An 18,190-nucleotide genomic window follows, 5' to 3' on the forward strand; every position below is an offset into this window, starting at 1 on the left:
GAATAGCCGCCAGCGGCGGCTGCGACTCTCCCCTTCGCTTTCGAACATCCGCAACGGCGGCGGGGAGCCTTCAACCTTGAAAAAGGAATACAACAACAATGAAACACCATCCTGCTCAAGCCAATCGCATCCTGGCACCCACAATGCTCGCCGTTTCCATCGCTGCTGTCGTCCCGCTGGCCGCCAGCGCCGAGGGATTTGTCGAAGACACCAAGATCACGGTAAACGCGCGCAACTTCTACATCGGCCGTGAATTTCGTGATGACGCAGTGGACCGTACCAAAGCCGAGGAATGGACACAGAGCTTCATCCTCAATATTCAATCCGGCTACACGCCAGGCCCGGTCGGCTTTGGTGTAGATGTGCTGGCCGGCCTGGCAGTCAAGCTCGACGGTGGACGTGGAACCTACGGCACTGCCTTGCTTCCACGCCACCGCGATGGCCGACCGGCTGACGACTATGGCCGTTTTGGCGTAGCCGCCAAAGCCAAGGTTTCAAATACCGAACTGAAGATCGGCGAAATGATGCCTGTGCTGCCGATCCTGCGGTCGGACGATGGCCGCTCCCTTCCGCAAACGTTCGAGGGCGGCATGGTCACATCGCGTGAGATCGATGGGCTGATGCTGACTGCTGGCCAGTTCCGCCAGAACAGCCCGCGCGACGACGCCAGCATGGAAGACATGACCTTTGGCGGTGGTGCCTCGGACCGCTTCAACTTTGTTGGTGGTGAGTATGCCTTCAACGAAAAGCGCACCACGCTGGGCTTGTGGGCAGCTGAACTGAAGGATGTCTACGAGCAGCGGTACGTCCAGCTTCTGCACACCCAACCGCTGGGGGACGACCTTGCACTGACCGCCAACCTCGGGTATTTCCAAGGCGATGAGGACGGTAGCGCCCGAGCTGGCAAGCTCGACAACAAGACTTACTCCGGTTTGTTCGGCCTCAAAACCGGCGGCAACACCTTCTACGTCGGCCTGCAAAGGGTCAGCGGCGACACCTGGATGCGCGTTAACGGAACCAGCGGCGGTACGCTTGCAAACGATAGTTTCAACAACAGCTACGACAACGCTGAAGAACGCTCCTGGCAGGTTCGTCATGACTACAACTTCGCCGCTGTAGGCGTTCCCGGTCTGACCTTGATGAATCGCTACATCAGCGGCGACAACATCAGAACGGCCACCACTGACGACGGCAAGGAGTGGGGCCGTGAGACCGAACTGGCCTACACCATCCAGAACGGGCCGGCGAAAAACCTCAACATCAAGTGGCGCAACTCGAGCTTCCGCTCACAGGTCAACACGCGCGACCTGGATGAGAACCGCCTGATCTTCAACTACCCGCTGTCGATCCTGTAACCGCTAGACGCCAGCGCTCCCTGTTGTACGCGTTTCTCCTGCGCGTGATTGCTTTGGCCCGTCCTGGACGGGCTTTTTTTATTCCAACCCGAAGACAGGTCGCGCCCGAACCGAGCAGAGCGCAGTCAAGCGTAGGGCCGGAGGTAACCGGCGCGGCGGGCTGCCAGGCGAAACGCATCCGCGCTAAAGAGCCACAGCAGGCTGAGCGCTACCCTGATGCTCGGGCCACGCCGTCAGAACTTCGAATCCATCATCCGTAACGGCAACCATGTGCTCCCATTGAGCGGACAAGGACTGATCCTTCGTGACGACAGTCCAGCCGTCCGCAAGTGTTTTCACGGCACGCTTGCCAGCATTCAGCATCGGCTCGATCGTGAAGATCATCCCCGCCTTCAACTTCATACCCTGGCCGGGATAGCCGAAATGGAGAATGTTCGGCTGATCGTGGTAGATCTTGCCGATACCGTGCCCGCAGTATTCGCGCACAACGCTCAACCCGGCACCTTCCGCACGCGTCTGGATCGCATGGCCGATGTCTCCCAGCGTAGCGCCGGGCCGTACGGCGCGAATGCCGGCCCACATGGCTTCGTAGGTTGTTTCAACCAGATGCCGTGCTTTGGGAGAGGGCTCACCCACGAAGTACATCCGACTGGTGTCGCCGTACCAGCCATCCTTTATCACGGCTACGTCGATGTTCACGATGTCGCCGTCGTTCAATACTGTCGCTGATGGAATGCCGTGGCAGACCACTTGGTTGACCGACGTGCACAAGGTTTTCTGATAGCCGTGATAGCCGATATTGGCAGGAGTGACTTTCAGCACATCAACGATGTAGTCGTGACAGAGCTTGTCGAGCTGATCAGTTGTGACGCCTGCTTTGACGTGTGGGACGAGCATCGCCAGCACTTCAGCAGCGAGCGCCCCTGCGGCACGCGACATTGCGATCTGTTCCGGCTTATGGATAGGAACGCTCATGTTCACACGCTCGCCCTGGTCGCTGATTGCGTCTTGGCATCCGTTGGAAAGCCTGTCTCGATGCAGAGTTTCTGCACATCGAGACCGCCCGCCTGTTCGGCGCGGATCAGCAGCTTGCAGATGTCGTGGTGATTAAGATCAGGGTGCAGCTCGGCGAGCAGACCGATGCGCATCCAATGCTCGGCTTGAGCATTGATCGAGCGGCTAAGCGCGCCGCCTGCAACGCGTAAATTGTCATGCATGGCGTCGGAAATTTTGACAATACCCATAAGGCACTCTCTATATGAAACGTATACGAATCATATAGCAGTCATGACGTATCGTCGCTGGTAAATTTGGCAGGCGTGTCATTATCGAGGTGATCTGAGTCTGAGCATGGCGTTGTCAGAAGCGCTGACAAATCCCGCCCGCTGCTGAGAACTCTCTATTCAGGGCTTATCAACTGTGCCTGCCGTACTCCGCTTACCCCTGCCCCAGTGACTCGACCCCAATCTCGTCAAATATCTCTTCGGCGAGATGGAAGGAGGCGTTGGCGGCCGGAATGCCACAGTAGATGGCACTCTGCAGCAGCACTTCCTTGATTTCGTCGCGCGTAACGCCGTTATTCTTGGCGGCGCGCAAATGCAGCCTCAGTTCGCCCTCGCGATTCATGCCGATCAGCATGGCGATGGTAATCAGGCTGCGGGTGTGTCGCGGCAATCCAGGCCGGGTCCAGATGTCACCCCAGGCATGGCGGGTAATCATCTCCTGGAACTCTTCGTTGAACGAGGAAACGTTTTTCAGACTGCGATCAACGTGGGCATCGCCCAAGACGGCACGACGCACCTGCATGCCCGCTTCGTAACGCTCTTTCTCATCCATAGCTCCGCTCCCGATCGTGTAGGTCATGTCCCAAGGTCAACTGCCCGCCCTTGCAGACGGTGCATTCAATGCTTGTATCAATAAAGGCTGCGATGCTCGGCCACGGCGCGTTCGACCCAGCGCTGGGCTTCACCCAGGTAGAAAACAGGATCCAGCAAGCGATCAAGCTCTGCGTCAGTCAGTTCCTGGCGCACTTCAGCGGTTTCACCTAGCACGCCACGCAAATGTCGCCCGTCTGCAACGGCACGCTTGCAGCATTGTTCGACCAGATGATGCGCCGCATCGCGACCGATCCGCTGCGCAAGTGCGATGCTCACCGCTTCGGCCAAGACCAGACCGCGGGTCTGCTCCAGATTGCCTGCCATTCGGTCAGCGTCAAACTCCAGCCCAGCTGTTGCTTGCAGCGCCTGCTGCAGCGAGCCGGACACCAGGCAGCACAGCTCCGGCAAGGTCTCCCACTCGGCATGCCAGAGGCCCAGGCTACGCTCATGCTCTTGTGGCATGGCGCTCAACATGGTGGCAACCAGGCCTGGCGCACGCGTGGCGGCGCTGATCATCACCGCGCTGCCAACCGGGTTGCGTTTGTGCGGCATGGTGGACGAGCCGCCTTTGCCCGGCGCGGAGGGTTCGAACACCTCACCAACGTCCGTCTGCATCAGCAGCGACAGGTCTCGGCCAAGCTTGCCAAGGCTGCCCGCGATCATTCCGAGCAGGCTGGCAAACTCCACCAGACGATCGCGCTGGGTGTGCCAGGGTTGATCCGGCAGATTCAATTCCAGCTCGGCCGCGAGCGCCTGGCTGACCGGCCATGCTTGCTTGCCCAGCGCCGCCAGCGAGCCGGAAGCGCCACCAAATTGCAGACAAAGCACCCGCGGTTTGATCTCGGCCAGGCGCTGCCGGTGACGGTTGATCGCACCGAGCCAACCGGCGATCTTCATGCCCAGCGTCACGGGGGTTGCATGTTGCAGCCAAGTGCGGCCAGCCATTGGCGTTGCGGCATGGCGCTCTGCCTGGGCGGCCAGCTTTTCACCCAAACTGGATAGATCACGCTCCAGTAACGCCATTGCCTGGCGCAGCTGCAACATCAGCCCGGTATCCATGGCGTCCTGGCTGGTAGCCCCCAGATGCAGGTACTTCTCCGCCTCCGCATCCTGCGCGGTAATCCGTTTGCCCAACGCCTTGACCAATGGGATGGCTGAGTTACCCGAGCTAACGATAGCCTGCGCCAAGGTAACCGGATCATAGAGTTCTGCGCGGCAAGCGGCCTCGATAGATGCGACAGCTGACTGGGGAATCACGCCACACCGCGCCTCGGCTCTCGCCAGCGCCGCCTCGAAATCCAGCATGCCTTGCATTCGGCCCGCATCGGAAAAGATCAGCCGCATATCCGCCTGCATGAAATAGGCATCGAAGAGTTGATGAGTGTTCCGCTCCACTACCTGTACTCCTGTAATGACAATTCAAACACCTGCGTCGAGGGCGCGCGCATCAGCCCACCGCCCAGATGAACACGCTGACGCTTAGAAACGAGAGCACCGTCGCCACCACCAACCCGGCGGCGCAACGCCCTTCCAGCCCGTATCGAGCACCAAGAATCGGATAGATGCTCATCATCGGCGCAGCGGCCATCAGCACGCCCGCCGATGCCAGAACGGGATTGGAGACCGGCAGCAAGGTGAAACACAGCAGCACCATAAGCGGATGCAGGATCAGTTTTCCGACCGCAACTTGACTGACATCCATCACCAGCCCGCCCGGCTTCATCCCGCTCAGGCTGGCGCCAATGACGAACAGAGCCACCGGCGCCGCTGCAGTGGCCAGCATGTCGATGACACGCATAGCCACCGGCGGCGGATGTAGTTCGAGAATCGCCATGAGCAGTGCTGCGGTGATGGCAACCAGCACGGGATGCCGGATCAGACTGCGCGCGGTGCCACGGAGCGCTTTACCCACGCCGCCGCTCTGTCGGCCCAGCTCGGCAAGTGTCAGCGCCAGCGGAATCATCAGTACGTTCTCGATGATCATGCCCAGTGCCAGCGCCACGCCGGCAGGCGAACCCAGCGCCATGGCCACGATGGGGTAGGCGATGAATCCGCTGTTGGAAACCGATACGCCCAAGCCGACCATCGCGCTGCCGCTGAGGCTGTCCTTGCGCACCAACCTGGCGAAGGCGTAGCCCAAACCGAATACCAACAGCGAGCCTAGGCCATAAGCCAGCACGTAGTACCAGTCGAAGACTTCCGCAAGCGGGCGCTCCAGCAAAGCACGAATTACAAGCGCGGGGAGTGCGAAAGTAATGACGAAACGCCCCATACCAGCGGCCTGGTCGCGACTGATAAGCCCGGACCGGCACGCGAAGAAACCAATGGCGATCAGGATGAAAATCGGCGCGGTAATACCCAGAATCGCCAGCATCTAGCGCTGTTCCCCGTGGGTATATTCAGTGCTGATCCGCATGAGTTGCTGCAATCGGCTGTGTGTACGGCAGAAGTCGACGTGAGCGCCTGCAGTGAGCAGCTCCTCGGGGCTCGCCTCTGCCACCAGAATCAGCTCGACTCCGCTGTCGTAGAAAATGTCGATCAGGTTGAGAAAGCGCTGTTGGACATCGATTCCCTCCCCGTCCAGCGTCGGCACGCCCGTGATAACCAGCCGCTCGAATGTGCGGTTGAGCCAGAGAAAGTCCGCGCTGGATCGTGCCGAGCGGCACAGCTCGTCGAAATCAAGCCAAGCCGCATCGCGGTGTCGCGCGCGAACCCATAAGGTGCGTTGGTTTACCTCGATGCTCATGTCGCGCTCGGTTGATCCATCCAGCTCCATACGCTGTGCAACCCATCCAGCCTGGGCATCCGCCACGACCTGAACGTACTCTCCCCAAACGTAGCCGCCCGCGACGCGTTGCCGGTAATCCTCACCTCCGTCCAGGTTGAAGATCTCGAAGCTGCGTTCGATCAGCTCGATGGCCGGTTTAAAACGGTCTCGGTACAGGGGATTCGGGCACAGGGCGCGCGGCTCGTAGTTCGAAGTTGCTATCAGCCCGACGCCCTGGTCAACCAGATGATTTACCAGTCGACCGAGCAACATTGCGTCACCCAGGTCATGCACGTGGAATTCGTCGAAGCAAAGCAGGCGTGTATCTGCCGCGATACGGCTCGCGACCAGTGCCAAGGGATCGGGCTGGCCGCTGATGTGCGAGAGCTCCTCCAGCACCTCTTGAACAAATGCATGAAAATGGACGCGCCGCTTAGCCTCAAGCGGCGCCGCCGCGAAAAAGGCGTCCATCACGAAGCTTTTGCCACGGCCAACACTGCCCCACAGATAAACCCCGACCTTGGGCGCCCGCAGCCAACCCCACCGACCACGCAGCCAGCCCTCCAGCCAGTCGCCGAGCAGCTTGATGGCAGCCAGTTGGACCGGATCGGCGCAGTGCCCGCGGGTTGCCAACTCGGTCCTGAATGACCGCTCCAGTTGACGCGAAACGGACGCGCCTTGCCTTGGACGGCCCGCCTGTAGAACGTCAGAAATCAAAGAATACGGTCTCCCCCTCCCCCTGCAGACGGATGTCGAAGCGATATGCCACCTGACCGTCCACTTCGCAGCGCCGAGCAATCAGCGTTTCGCGACGCTGTACCCATTCGATTGAATTGAGCACGGGATCTATGCCGTTGGCGTCTGCCTCGTCTTCGAAGTAGATGCGGGTATGCAGGTGAATGTTGATACCGCGAGCGAACAACGAGACGTTGACGTGTGGCGCCATGAGCTCGCCTGACCGATTCTTCACCGCGCCCGGCTTGATGGTTTTAACTGTCCAGTCACCTTCATCGAACGTTGTAGCGGTACGGCCAAAGCTGTTGAAGCTCCGCTCCGGATCGAAACGGCTGTGGTAAACGCCGGCATGGTCGGCCTGCCAGAACTCCAGGAATGAGTCTCTCACCAGATGTCCCATTCCGTCGAAGACCTGCCCTATCAGCAGGATGTGTTCGCCCTGAGCCTCAGGCTTGGCCATCTCGTTCCAGATTTCCAGCTCCCGCGGGGTATTGCCCGCTGCCGCAAGTGCCAAGCCGATGTGGACATAGGGTCCGGCAGTCTGAGAAGGCGTTTCCGGTAGAAGTGTTACAGGCATCGTCGTCTCCTTCTCAGCGGTTCGGGAAATGGGTCTTGCGCTGGCCGCGCAGCACGATATCGAAGCGATAAGCCAGGCAATCCATAGGATTGGCCATCCCCATGTCCAGCTTGGCAATGAGACTTTGCACCGCATCCTCACTGACCGTTTTGGCAATCGGGCAAAGGGGGATCAACGGGTCTCCCTCGAAGTAGAGCTGCGTAATCAGGCGTGTGGCGATCGACGGGCCGCTGATAGATACGTGGATGTGGGCCGGGCGCCACTCGTTAGGACCGTTACGCCATGGATAGGGTCCAGGTTTGATAGTGCGGAAGATGTAGTTGCCCTCGCTATCGGTCAGGGCGCGGCCGACGCCACCGAAGTTAGGGTCCAGCGGTGCGATATAGCGATCATTCTTGTGACGATAGCGACCACCGGCGTTTGCTTGCCAGATTTCGACCAGAGTGCGTGGTATTGGCTTGCCGTACTGGTCCATGACGCGACCGGACACGACGATACGTTCACCGATGGGCAGCCCGCCATTGTTGAAGTTAAGCAACAGGTCGTTGTCGTGTGGGCCGAACTTGAGGTGCGAAAAATCCGGGCCGGTATTCTCCGAGATCGAGGGTACAAGCGTTATAAGCGCCTGCTGCGGGGAGCGGGCAACCGATGTCTTGTAGTCAGGCGTCAACGCTCTGGGATGCCGGGTACGGTCACGTGTAACGAACAGGCTGCTGTCCAGTTCGGACATGGCGGGCTCCTTCTTGATCGAGCTAACGTGGTGTCAGATCAGGCAGGCTGAGTATGCGACAAGCCGCCGCAGCCAAAAATTGAAGAAATGGCAAGCATCCATAACCATTAGGTTATGGATAATTAGCGATACTGATTTGCCGCTTCACGCAATGCCTCGCAGCACCACTGCATCGCCAAGCTCGATTGTAAGGTCGGATTCGTGCAAATCCCGACAGAACCACCCGGTTCTTTGATTCCAAGATCCACTTCGTACAGCTCACCACTTGCCAGGTCCTCGCGCACTGCATCGAGCGGCGCTACCCAGACGGCATCGCTGACCCGGACGTAATGGCGGCTTAGCGAGACTGACAACGTTTCCAGCCGCCGAGGCGGCTGACTGATCCCAAGCTGAATGAACAGACTGTCGGCATGACGCCGAATGGTTGTACCGCTTTGTGGCAGCACAAGCGGAAACTCAGCAAGACGGCTCGGATCCCCATCGAGCATCGCATGTCCTGGGCGTACGACGAGCGTCATGGATTCGCTATACAAATGCTCAAAGCTGAGCCCTTCGATCTGCGGCGCATCGGTCATCCGTCCGACCACGAGATCAAGCTCACCACCGCGCAACTGGCCCAGCAGATAGGCACTGGGCCCAGTCACCACGCTGACCACCAGCGCTGCGTGCTGGGCGTGAAGCCGTCGTACCACATCTGGCAGAAGCGAGCTTTCCACTGTCGATAGCGCACCCAACCTCACTATCCCCACCTCGTGCTCGCCAGCGCGCAGGCTGCGAACACCTTCGCGCAACGCTTGCACGCTTGGCCCGGCGTAGCGCAGGAACGCCTGCCCCGCAGCAGTAAGCGTCACGCCTTGCTTGCCTCGCTCGAACAGGCTGGCGTGCAGGACAGTTTCAAGCTCCTTCAGCGTTTTGGAGATGGCCGGCTGGCTGACAGACATCGCCTCTGCCGCCCTTGCCAGACTGCCTTTACGAGCCACTTCAATGAAGCACAGCAGGTGACGATACTTGATTCGGCTGTCGAGGTTCATGGTTCGAGCCTTGCTCGGATGGGGGTGATCAATAGGTACACCGTTCAATCTTGCAATCCCACATACCATAACCAAACAGAATGCTTTCCGCTTGCCGTCAGACCGTTCGATAACCGCACACTGTTTACAAAAGTCCAAGTTCTACGCGGTTCTCGCCATTAACGACATTGGAAGGCGCGAACCAGAATGTCCGCTATCTCGAACCGACAGGCGCCACCCGCCCGAACAACAAAAACGAGAGGCCATTCATGAGAACCAGCGTCGCTATCATCGGTGCAGGCCCGTCCGGCCTGTTACTCGGCCAGTTGCTCCACCGGGCCGGGATTTCCAATGTGATCATCGAACGCCAGAGCGCCGAGTACGTGCTAGGCCGCATCCGTGCCGGTGTGCTCGAGCAGGGTATGGTCAACCTGATGCGTGAAGCTGGGGTTGCCGAGCGGATGGATCGCGAAGGCATCCCCCACGAAGGTGTGGAACTGGCCTTTGCCGGCCGCCGCGAACGGGTCGACCTGAAAGCACTGACCGGAGGCGACTCCGTCCTGGTTTACGGCCAGACCGAAGTTACCCGAGACTTGATGGATGCTCGGCGTGACAGCGGTGCACCGGCGTTCTATGAAGCGAGCGATGTGAGACTTCACGAGCTGAAGTCCGAGACTCCCTATGTCACCTTCATGCACAACGGCGAACAGCTGCGCCTGGACTGCGATTACGTCGCCGGGTGCGACGGTTTCCACGGCGTTTCCCGCAAGACCATCCCGGCCGAATCGTTGGAGATTTTCGAGCGTGTCTACCCGTTCGGCTGGCTCGGGCTGCTCAGCGATACGCCACCGGTCCATGACGAACTCATCTATGCCAATCACGAGAGGGGTTTCGCACTATGCAGCATGCGCTCCACGACCCGCTCGCGTTATTACATTCAGGTGGGGCTGGATGAGGACGTGCAAGACTGGCCGGACGAACGCTTCTGGGACGAGCTCAAGCTCCGGTTGCCTGAAGAGGTCGCGACCCGGCTGGTCACCGGCCCGTCACTGGAGAAAAGCATCGCCCCGCTACGCAGTTTCGTGGCCGAGCCTATGCAATACGGGCGGTTGTTTCTGGTCGGCGATGCTGCGCATATCGTCCCGCCTACTGGCGCCAAGGGGCTAAATCTGGCCGCCAGTGATGTCAATACGCTGTACCGCATTCTCGTCAAGGTATTCGGGGAGGGGCGAACGGACCTGGTCGAACGCTACTCGCCGATCTGCCTGCGTCGCGTCTGGAAGGCCGAACGTTTTTCCTGGTGGATGACATCATTGCTGCATCGCTTCCCCGACACTGACGAGTTCAGCCGCCGGATGCAGCAAAGCGAGCTTGATTACTGCACCAGCTCCATCGCAGGCCTGACCACAATTGCAGAGAACTACGTGGGGCTGCCCTATGAGCCGATCGAATAAACGCCCCGGCCACAGAGCCTCGCTGTGCAGTGTCTACAGGCGGTGTTAGCGTTGTGTCTTCTTTATAGAGGCTAGGCGATAGTGCCACGAGCCGGAAACGTGCCAGTGTTCAAACTGTACGGCGATGGGCTGGAATGGACCATGCCCGACTTGCTGCACTGCGAGTCCATTCCGGAGCGCAGTCGCCTGCATGATTGGGAAATAAAGCCTCACCGTCACGGCGATCTTGTGCAGCTGCTTTACGTTCGCAGCGGCTGGACAGTCATCGAAATCGAGGGAGTGCAGACGCGACTGGAAGAGCCCGCCATTCAGATCGTACCGCCGATGTGCATCCACGGCTTCCACTTCTCCGAGCGGGTGGATGGCTATGTCGTCACCGTAGCGACACCCTTGATCAGTCAGCTCGAAGCGCAGCTCGGTGCACCGCAGCCGCTCCTGAGATCCGCCGGGCTCTACCCCACCGGTGATGATCTGCCATACGTCGATGCGCTTTTCGAAGCCATCGATCGCGAATACCGTCAGCCTGCTCCAGGCCGCGAACTACAGCTGCACTCACTAACTGGCCTCATCAGTGTCTGGCTGCGGCGTCAGTCTCATGAAATTCAACAGCAAGAACGATCATCGCCAGGCCGGGACCATCTACTGGCATTTTCGGCACTCGTTGAGGCCCAGTTTCGCGAACAACCTTCAATCGAGCGATTCGCTCAACGCCTGGGCGTCACGCCCGCACATCTCAACAACCTGACACGCCGGTACACCGGCTTAACGGCGCAGCAAGTAGTCCATCAGCGCGTTCTGCTCGAAGCCAAGCGACAACTCATCTATAGCGCCTTGAGCGCCAAGCAGATCGCAAGCGAGCTCGGTTTTTCCGAGCCCGCCTACTTCTCTCGATTCTTCAAGCGCCTTTCAGGGCAGTCACCCCGCAGTTTTCGAGATCAATATCGAACGCCAGGCCGGCTTTGAGGCAGATTTTTCGTGGCGTGCGCCTGTGTCGATCAGACCAGCTCGACGAAAACATTGGCGGCCTCAATGGCGCCCGGTAGCGATTTGCTGAGGGCGGCACGGTCCATGTTTTCGGTTAAAGGACCTTTGACGGACTCCAACGCCAGATCGATATCGCCTCCGTGGTCCTGTAGCGCCTGAGCAAGCGCGACACTTTGTGCTACCACGTAGGGCAAGGTAGACCCCTTGGGCGCCTGAAGCGGGCGTGCCTGGTAAGCAATTGCCTCTTGCAGGACCTTCGGCAGTTGCCAGCGGCGCGCCAGTTCTGCGCCCACTTCCGGGTAACCGAAGCCCAATTGCAAGGTCTCGTTCGCCGCACGTCCTGGGCTGGAGGTCGTTCGGTCATCCATGCTGCCGACCAGATGAGGCGCGCCGGTCTGGATCAGCAACTCGCCTATGCCATGAAGCATCCCGCAGGTGAACGCCGTTTCTACATCGGCTCCAACCTGTTTTGCCAGCAACCGACTGATGTTCGCTACCAGAAAGCTGTGATACCAGAAGGCTTTTAGATTGAACCCAGTCTGCAGCTTGAATGCCGAGGTGAATGCCGAGGCCAGAACCAAAGTGCGTAGAGTATTGAACCCCAGGCGCAGTGCAGCATCCTCCACGCTGGTCGATTCACGCGCGCCGCGAAAGCGCGATGAATTCGCCAGGCGCAACACCCGTGCTGAAATGACAGGATCACAGGCAATGTTGCGCGCCACCGCCTCGATCGAGGTATTCGGGTTGTCGAATTGTTGAATCAGATCCTGCGCGACTTTAGGAACGTTCGGGAGCTGGTGCAGACTGGCGAAAAGATCATCAACTTGCATAAATTTGAGTCCGATGTGAATGACGTATCTAACACATCGGTTTACAAATTATTTTCTGTACTGGTACCGGACAGCCGGTCATGCAGAACATCGGTGTGTATGAAATCAGCTGGTTTGGCGGTAACCCTAAGGTCGGCGGACGCTTTATTAGCGTGCAAAATGGGTTATGAAAGCTCGAACTCGGACTGACCAACTCTGCCCTGCGTCCTCAGCGACTGATTCATACGGGGCTAGCAAAGCTGCAACAATCATTCAGTATTTTGGCAAGCGAACAAGCGCGTATTGCCCTGAAAGCCGCATCGTTCAAAGCCTTCGCGGCTTATCCACAAATTCTGTGGATAAGTCTGTGAACAGAACTTGGATGACTCGTCCAAACGCCCACCTGACGGGGGTTTGAATCAAATCGGCGGGTTTTTGCGCAGTTGGAGTTATTGCTTATAAATCAATAACTTACAAATTTTGATTCGCTCAACTTGCGTGTGCGTCAGGACAAAGCATAAACGCTGATGCCGGTGTGCATAACAATTCGTTGTCAACGATTTTTTAAGATAATTAGCGGCTATAAAGCTTGATAAACCATGCTGAGCGTTCTATGCAGCGTACCGGCCAGAGCAGTGAATATGAGGGGTGTTACGCCATCTCAATTCGGTTACGCCCACCTTGCTTGGCTCTGTACATCGCCAGATCGGCACGGCTGAACGCAACTTCTATCGTTTCCTCGTTGCGTTTGATGGCAGCACCGACGCTAGCGGTAATCGAAACTGACGCCTCGCCGCACGGCATCGGCTCGGCGAGGAGCGTCAACCGAACACGCTCTGCGAGTAACTGCAGCTCGTTGGTCTGGTTAATTAGCACCAACATCGCAAACTCCTCACCGCCCAAGCGGACAAGCAGGTCATCTGCTCGTAGCACGGCCTTGAGCCGGCGTGCCGTCTGCACCAGAACCTGATCGCCGATAGCGTGTCCGTAACGATCATTCACCGTCTTGAAGTGATCGAGGTCGCAGCACAACACGCCAACCTGCTTGCCTTCGGCGACTTTGTTGAACAGCACGGGGGCGAAATACTCCAGCCCCTGACGATTCCAAACACGGGTCAGTGGATCGGTCATAGCGTTCATCCGCTCTACGTCCAGTGCCTCGTAAAGCGTGCGGATATGTGTGTTCTGCACTCGCTGAACCACATACCCCTCAGCAAGCGTGGCCAGATCTCGCAGTGTTCCCTGCTCCGTGTCACTCAGTTGCCGCGGCTGCGGATGAAGCAGACAGAGTGAGCCGATTGGAAACCCGTTAACGAAGAGCGGGTGCCCAGCGTAAAGACGTACTCGCGGAGCTGATAGCACCAAGGGATTGTCGCTAAAACGTGGGTCATGCAGCGCATCCGGCACTATCAGAGAGTCGGTTTGCAGAATAGTGTGGCTGCAAAAGGAGACGTCCCGAGGCGTTTCGCTGATGTCCAGGCCCTGCCGCGCCTTAAACCACTGTCGGTCCCGGTCGATAAGACTGATCAACACCGTTTCGACGCCAAACATGGTCTGCGCCACCCTGACCAGCGTGTCCAGGTGGGCGTCAGCGGCGGTATCAAGCAAATCCAGGCAGTCGAGCGTGTACTGTCTTAGCGCTTCCTCGGGGTGCATCGGAGCGACGAGCATTGGGTTGGCCAGACAATGGATATGTAGCTGATGCTAGCAGCCAGCCTCTAATCCGGCCATTCAGCGCCCTCCTAGCCGTCTGCCCCGAACGCGACCCGCGTTACTTTAACGGAGCACGGTTTCGCCTAGTAGTCTCAGGGATCGATTTCTATCAGGAGTAACTGCGGCTCTCCTGATAGAATTGCACGCCACTTTTCGATTCGAATTCTGACGGTGCTAACCCCTGGCGATCTGATCCGCGTCCAAGTCGTCCCGACAAATAGGCCTTTCCGTGCGTGGCCAATCTACTAACCCACCGAAGTACAGCTGGCTAAGAAATGACAATTTCCCTCCCAAACCCAGGCCACACGGGACGACCTGTGAACAGGCGCTTTAGCGTCGCCCCTATGATGGACTGGACGGACAGGCATTGCCGCTACTTCATGCGTCAGCTGTCCCGGCATGCCCTGCTCTACACCGAAATGGTAACCACCGGTGCGCTGCTCAACGGGGATGCCGAGCGATTCCTCCGTTATGACGAAACTGAGCATCCACTGGCATTGCAGCTTGGCGGCAGCGTGCCGGGAGATCTCGCCGCTTGTGCAAGGTTGGCCGAGGCAGCGGGCTATGATGAGGTTAATCTTAACGTCGGCTGCCCAAGCGACCGCGTTCAGAACAACATGATCGGCGCTTGCCTCATGGGACACCCCGCACTTGTCGCCGACTGCGTGATGGCGATGCGTGATGCGGTCAGCATCGAGGTGTCGGTCAAGCATCGGATCGGTATCAATGGTCGCGATAGTTACGGAGAACTTTGTGACTTCGTGGGTCAAGTGCGCGACGCAGGCTGTCGCAGTTTTACCGTCCATGCCCGCATTGCGATTCTCGAAGGCTTGTCTCCGAAGGAGAATCGCGAGGTCCCGCCGCTTCGCTACGACGTTGCCCAGTCTCTCAAACGTGACTTTCCGGACCTCGAAATCATTCTGAACGGCGGTATCAAGACGCTGGACGAATGTCAGGCCCACCTTGGGCACTTCGACGGCGTCATGCTCGGGCGGGAGGCCTATCACAACCCATATCTGCTCGCTCAGGTGGATGCCAGGCTGTTCGGCAGCCCAGACCCGGTCATCAGCCGCGCCGAGGCATTGAAACGGATGCGGCCTTACATTCAAAGACACATTGCTGCAGGCGGCTCGATGCATCACATCACCCGACATATGCTTGGCTTGGGGCAAGGCTTTCCAGGCGCCAGACGTTTTCGTCAGCTTCTTTCAGTGGACATCCACAAGACACAAGAACCATTGGCGCTTCTCGATCAGGCGGCTAGCCTGCTGGAAGGCCGTTAATTAGCATTCTTCAGGAACACCCGAGCCCCTTTTCGATCCAACGGCTGTCCGCCCGACCCACCCGCCCTACCGGCTCGGTAATCTCGAGTCAGGTCTTCCAACTCAGAGGATAGAGCGCTCTCATGACATCCAAGCTGGAACAACTCAAGCAGTTCACCACCGTAGTCGCCGACACCGGTGACCTTGACGCCATTGCGCGCCTGCAGCCGGTCGACGCCACGACCAACCCCTCGCTTTTGCTCAAGGCGGCAGCCCTCCCTCGTTATGCGGATCATCTGCAGGCTGCCATGTCGCGCTGCGAGGGTGACATAGGTCTGGGGTGCGACCTGTTCGCCGTTGCGGTCGGCCAGGAAGTACTGAAGCTGATCCCTGGGCGCATCTCGACCGAAGTCGATGCACGCCTTTCATTCGACACCGAGGCAATGGTCCAGCGCGGCGAGCGGTTGATTGGTCTGTACGAACAAGCCGGGGTTTCCCGCGACCGCGTATTGATCAAGCTGGCCTCTACCTGGGAAGGCATACGGGCCGCCGAGCAATTGGAAAAGTCTGGAATCCAGACCAACCTGACCTTGTTGTTCTCCTTCACCCAGGCAGTCGCTTGTGCTGAGGCTGGTGTGTTCCTGATTTCGCCCTTTGTCGGTCGTATCTACGACTGGTACAAGAAGTCCGAAGGCCGCGACTACGTAAGCGACGAAGATCCGGGCGTTCAGTCCGTCAGCCGAATCTACGATTACTACAAGGCGCACGGCTACAAGACGGTTGTGATGGGCGCAAGCTTCCGCAATGCCGGTCAGATCGAGGCTTTGGCGGGCTGTGACCGTTTGACTATCAGCCCTGAGCTGCTCAGCCAGCTGGCCCAGGAAGAAGGTACCCTGGAACGCAAGCTTTCACCGGGCCGGGCATCGGAGACGCGCATCTCCATGGATGAGCGTAGCTTCCGCTGGGGGCTGAATGAAGATCCGATGGCGACCGAGAAACTGGCTGAAGGCATTCGCCAATTCGCGCGGGATCAGGAAAAGCTGGAAGCGCTGCTGCCTACCAAGCTGTAATCAGGAACGTTCCAGCGCAGTGACGAGGTCGCGAAAGGCCTCGCGGTTGGATTCGTTGAGGCTCATCAGGATACGGTGAGCCTCAAGCACCTTGCTTTTCACCACCTCTTCGGATTGGTCCTGACTTGGCAGATCAGCCAGCTGCTCCGGGGATGGCAGGGGCTGATCGACGATATTGAACACCTGATCGAAGCCCATCGACTGCAACAGGCGGGTAATGTCAGCGTGTGTGGTAACCAACGTCGGTAGCATGCCGACTTTCTGCCGAGACAGGATAGAAAGCTTGGCGAGCAGGCCCAGCGTCGTGCTGTCGATGCTACGGCTTTCGGTGAGGTCAATGACGATCGAGGAGAAATCCAGCGAAGAGAAAATCTTTTCGATCGTTGCATCCAGTGCCGAGCAAAGCGTCAGTCGGATTTCGCCGACGAATTTGAGGACGAAGGTCCCGTCCTGCTCAGCGAACTGGATCTTTCCAGTGCTCATGCAAGGTTCCTGCTCAATACCAGCACAGCGATGTCATCAGGCATATCCTCCAGATCGGCCAGGCCCAAAACGCGTTGAAGCCCTTCCAGCGTACCGCCCGCCTCGGTAACCAGGCCAGGTAGTCCCGCTTCCTTTTCTTTGAGGGTGTCTCCGGGCAAAAGGTCCAGAATGCCATCAGAAAGTAACGTCAAGCTGAAGGATTCAGGTAACTCGATCTCATAATTATCGTAGGTGGCTTCGACGAACAGGCCAACCGGCAAGCCCTTTCCTTCCAGATACCTGGAAGAACCGCCGGTATGGATGACCGGCATCGGAAGGTGCCCGCCGATGCTGTAGTGCAGAAGGTTGCGCTCCTGGTCGATCACGCCACCAAGCATCGTCACGTGTTTGCCGAGCTTGCAATTGATCAGCCCACGGTTGATGTGATCGAGCACCTCGGACGGTTTGAAGGCGCGAAGAGCGCCGCCTCGTCGCGACTCATACAGCAGGCGCGTGGTCATGAACTTCAGCAGAACGGTGACGAAGGCAGAGGAAGCGCCGTGACCTGACACGTCGGCCAGATAGAAGCCGATTCGATGCTCATCGACCCGGAAGTAATCGACGAAATCGCCAGAGAGGTAAAGTGAAGGAATGATCTGGTGGGCGAACTGGAATTCATCGAGGTTGCAGGGCGTCACTGGCAGCATGTTCATCTGCACCTGTCGCCCGGCATTCTGGTCTTCCTGGAGTAGATGCAGACTGGCTTGCAGGTCGCGATTGGCGGTTTCCAGCTGCTCGCGATAACGCCGGTTCTCCATTCGCAAGTGTGACCGGTCTAGCGCCCGTCGCACCGAGTGCTCGAGCATCGCCAGGTCTTCCAAGGGCTTGATCAGGTAATCCGCGGCACCCAGGCGAAGGGCTTCCACCGCGTCGCTCATCACACCGGCACCGGATACCACGATGACAGGCAGGTCGACTTGCCGCTCGCTGATGAGCCGGATCAACTCCAGCCCATCCATCTGCGGCATTCGCAGATCGCAGATCACCAGATCCGGATGTTCGGCATCAAACAGCTCGATGCCCCGCGGGCCGCTAGGTGCCTGCAGCACCCTGAAACCGCTGTCATCCAGATAGGCAGCCAGGCTGGCTCGTACCACATCGTCGTCATCTATGATCAGCAGCGTCGCGCTTGGGTTGTGCATGTTCCTACCAGGCGGTATCGCCAGGGTGTTGGCGAAAGCATCGGCTCCGCGAGGGCGCGGGGCAAGGGATCTTTTCAAGGCGCAGACGGTACTCCCATACGTTCTGCGTTTCAAGCCAGGCGCCGCCGCTCCGCCTGCGCTTTACAGGCAGAATTGACGGGCGTTATAAGAAAGGGTGCCATC

The 18,190-nt window shown here is 58.5% G+C and carries 18 protein-coding genes; 5 read left to right on the plus strand and 13 right to left on the minus strand.

Annotation, left to right across the window (positions count from 1 at the left end):
• The first annotated feature begins 143 nt into the window (after nt 1-143).
• A complete protein-coding gene (locus tag EA797_RS09075; protein ID WP_425275574.1) occupies nt 144-1,355 on the plus strand; it encodes an OprD family porin in 1,212 nt (403 codons plus the stop codon).
• 183 nt (nt 1,356-1,538) lie between these two features.
• Here the strand turns inward: EA797_RS09075 and map are convergent, their stop codons facing one another.
• From map to pcaQ, 9 genes are all read right to left on the minus strand, one after another.
• A complete protein-coding gene (gene map, locus EA797_RS09080) occupies nt 1,539-2,330 on the minus strand; it encodes a type I methionyl aminopeptidase (RefSeq protein ID WP_122164900.1) in 792 nt (263 codons plus the stop codon).
• A 2-nt stretch (nt 2,331-2,332) separates the two neighbouring features.
• Nucleotides 2,333-2,599 carry a ParD-like family protein gene (locus tag EA797_RS09085; protein ID WP_122164901.1) on the minus strand — a complete coding sequence of 89 codons (267 nt, stop codon included), beginning with the start codon at nt 2,597-2,599 and terminating at the stop codon, nt 2,333-2,335.
• Between the two features lie 193 nt (nt 2,600-2,792).
• Nucleotides 2,793-3,191, minus strand: a complete 399-nt coding sequence (gene pcaC / locus EA797_RS09090) for a 4-carboxymuconolactone decarboxylase (protein WP_122164902.1) — start codon at nt 3,189-3,191, stop codon at nt 2,793-2,795.
• A gap of 77 nt (nt 3,192-3,268) precedes the next feature.
• A complete protein-coding gene (locus tag EA797_RS09095) occupies nt 3,269-4,627 on the minus strand; it encodes a 3-carboxy-cis,cis-muconate cycloisomerase (protein ID WP_122164903.1) in 1,359 nt (452 codons plus the stop codon).
• 52 nt (nt 4,628-4,679) lie between these two features.
• On the minus strand, nt 4,680-5,606 hold the full coding sequence (locus EA797_RS09100) for an AEC family transporter (RefSeq protein ID WP_122164904.1): 927 nt from the start codon (nt 5,604-5,606) through the stop codon (nt 4,680-4,682).
• A complete protein-coding gene (gene zapE, locus EA797_RS09105; protein WP_244214088.1) occupies nt 5,607-6,716 on the minus strand; it encodes a cell division protein ZapE in 1,110 nt (369 codons plus the stop codon).
• Nucleotides 6,706-7,311, minus strand: a complete 606-nt coding sequence (pcaG, locus tag EA797_RS09110) for a protocatechuate 3,4-dioxygenase subunit alpha (RefSeq protein WP_122164905.1) — start codon at nt 7,309-7,311, stop codon at nt 6,706-6,708. Before pcaG ends, zapE begins: the two co-directional genes overlap by 11 nt.
• A 13-nt stretch (nt 7,312-7,324) precedes the next feature.
• Nucleotides 7,325-8,041 (minus strand): protocatechuate 3,4-dioxygenase subunit beta, encoded by a 717-nt coding sequence (gene pcaH, locus EA797_RS09115; RefSeq protein ID WP_122164906.1) that lies wholly within the window; start codon nt 8,039-8,041, stop codon nt 7,325-7,327.
• A gap of 122 nt (nt 8,042-8,163) precedes the next feature.
• On the minus strand, nt 8,164-9,072 hold the full coding sequence (gene pcaQ / locus EA797_RS09120) for a pca operon transcription factor PcaQ (RefSeq protein ID WP_122164907.1): 909 nt from the start codon (nt 9,070-9,072) through the stop codon (nt 8,164-8,166).
• Nucleotides 9,073-9,320: 248 nt separating this feature from the next.
• Here pcaQ and pobA point away from each other — a divergent pair, with 248 nt between their 5' ends.
• Both pobA and EA797_RS09130 read left to right on the plus strand, forming a co-directional pair.
• Nucleotides 9,321-10,505 (plus strand): 4-hydroxybenzoate 3-monooxygenase, encoded by a 1,185-nt coding sequence (gene pobA, locus EA797_RS09125; protein WP_122164908.1) that lies wholly within the window; start codon nt 9,321-9,323, stop codon nt 10,503-10,505.
• Nucleotides 10,506-10,583: 78 nt separating this feature from the next.
• Entirely contained in the window at nt 10,584-11,468 is an 885-nt protein-coding gene (locus tag EA797_RS09130; RefSeq protein WP_425275575.1) for a helix-turn-helix domain-containing protein, read from the plus strand.
• 32 nt (nt 11,469-11,500) lie between these two features.
• Here EA797_RS09130 and EA797_RS09135 read toward each other — a convergent pair whose 3' ends face one another.
• Complete coding sequence (locus EA797_RS09135) at nt 11,501-12,319, minus strand: HDOD domain-containing protein (RefSeq protein ID WP_122164909.1); 819 nt, start codon at nt 12,317-12,319, stop codon at nt 11,501-11,503.
• A gap of 630 nt (nt 12,320-12,949) precedes the next feature.
• Nucleotides 12,950-13,969 carry a GGDEF domain-containing protein gene (locus EA797_RS09140; protein WP_122164910.1) on the minus strand — a complete coding sequence of 340 codons (1,020 nt, stop codon included), beginning with the start codon at nt 13,967-13,969 and terminating at the stop codon, nt 12,950-12,952.
• A gap of 317 nt (nt 13,970-14,286) precedes the next feature.
• Here EA797_RS09140 and dusA point away from each other — a divergent pair, with 317 nt between their 5' ends.
• Nucleotides 14,287-15,294, plus strand: coding sequence for a tRNA dihydrouridine(20/20a) synthase DusA (gene dusA, locus EA797_RS09145; protein WP_122164911.1), 1,008 nt, complete (start codon nt 14,287-14,289; stop codon nt 15,292-15,294).
• Nucleotides 15,295-15,416: 122 nt separating this feature from the next.
• Complete coding sequence (gene tal, locus EA797_RS09150) at nt 15,417-16,343, plus strand: transaldolase (protein WP_122164912.1); 927 nt, start codon at nt 15,417-15,419, stop codon at nt 16,341-16,343.
• Here the strand turns inward: tal and rssC are convergent, their stop codons facing one another.
• Both rssC and rssB read right to left on the minus strand, forming a co-directional pair.
• Nucleotides 16,344-16,826 (minus strand): anti-sigma factor antagonist RssC, encoded by a 483-nt coding sequence (gene rssC, locus EA797_RS09155; RefSeq protein WP_122164913.1) that lies wholly within the window; start codon nt 16,824-16,826, stop codon nt 16,344-16,346.
• Nucleotides 16,823-18,007, minus strand: coding sequence for a two-component system response regulator RssB (rssB, locus tag EA797_RS09160; RefSeq protein WP_122164914.1), 1,185 nt, complete (start codon nt 18,005-18,007; stop codon nt 16,823-16,825). Before rssB ends, rssC begins: the two co-directional genes overlap by 4 nt.
• Nucleotides 18,008-18,190: the final 183 nt, after the last annotated feature.

The organism is Stutzerimonas zhaodongensis (genome assembly GCF_003696365.1).
Classification (GTDB): Bacteria; Pseudomonadota; Gammaproteobacteria; order Pseudomonadales; family Pseudomonadaceae; genus Stutzerimonas; species Stutzerimonas zhaodongensis.

What these genes read in the sequence shown, in the direction of transcription:
- EA797_RS09075 (WP_425275574.1), top strand. Translation starts at nt 144, where the DNA reads ATGCTCGCCGTTTCCATCGCTGCTGTCGTCCCGCTGGCCGCCAGCGCC.
- map (WP_122164900.1), bottom strand. Translation starts at nt 2,330, where the DNA reads ATGAGCGTTCCTATCCATAAGCCGGAACAGATCGCAATGTCGCGTGCC.
- EA797_RS09085 (WP_122164901.1), bottom strand. Translation starts at nt 2,599, where the DNA reads ATGGGTATTGTCAAAATTTCCGACGCCATGCATGACAATTTACGCGTT.
- pcaC (WP_122164902.1), bottom strand. Translation starts at nt 3,191, where the DNA reads ATGGATGAGAAAGAGCGTTACGAAGCGGGCATGCAGGTGCGTCGTGCC.
- EA797_RS09100 (WP_122164904.1), bottom strand. Translation starts at nt 5,606, where the DNA reads ATGCTGGCGATTCTGGGTATTACCGCGCCGATTTTCATCCTGATCGCC.
- pcaG (WP_122164905.1), bottom strand. Translation starts at nt 7,311, where the DNA reads ATGCCTGTAACACTTCTACCGGAAACGCCTTCTCAGACTGCCGGACCC.
- pcaH (WP_122164906.1), bottom strand. Translation starts at nt 8,041, where the DNA reads ATGTCCGAACTGGACAGCAGCCTGTTCGTTACACGTGACCGTACCCGG.
- pcaQ (WP_122164907.1), bottom strand. Translation starts at nt 9,072, where the DNA reads ATGAACCTCGACAGCCGAATCAAGTATCGTCACCTGCTGTGCTTCATT.
- pobA (WP_122164908.1), top strand. Translation starts at nt 9,321, where the DNA reads ATGAGAACCAGCGTCGCTATCATCGGTGCAGGCCCGTCCGGCCTGTTA.
- EA797_RS09135 (WP_122164909.1), bottom strand. Translation starts at nt 12,319, where the DNA reads ATGCAAGTTGATGATCTTTTCGCCAGTCTGCACCAGCTCCCGAACGTT.
- EA797_RS09140 (WP_122164910.1), bottom strand. Translation starts at nt 13,969, where the DNA reads ATGCTCGTCGCTCCGATGCACCCCGAGGAAGCGCTAAGACAGTACACG.
- dusA (WP_122164911.1), top strand. Translation starts at nt 14,287, where the DNA reads ATGACAATTTCCCTCCCAAACCCAGGCCACACGGGACGACCTGTGAAC.
- tal (WP_122164912.1), top strand. Translation starts at nt 15,417, where the DNA reads ATGACATCCAAGCTGGAACAACTCAAGCAGTTCACCACCGTAGTCGCC.
- rssC (WP_122164913.1), bottom strand. Translation starts at nt 16,826, where the DNA reads ATGAGCACTGGAAAGATCCAGTTCGCTGAGCAGGACGGGACCTTCGTC.
- rssB (WP_122164914.1), bottom strand. Translation starts at nt 18,007, where the DNA reads ATGCACAACCCAAGCGCGACGCTGCTGATCATAGATGACGACGATGTG.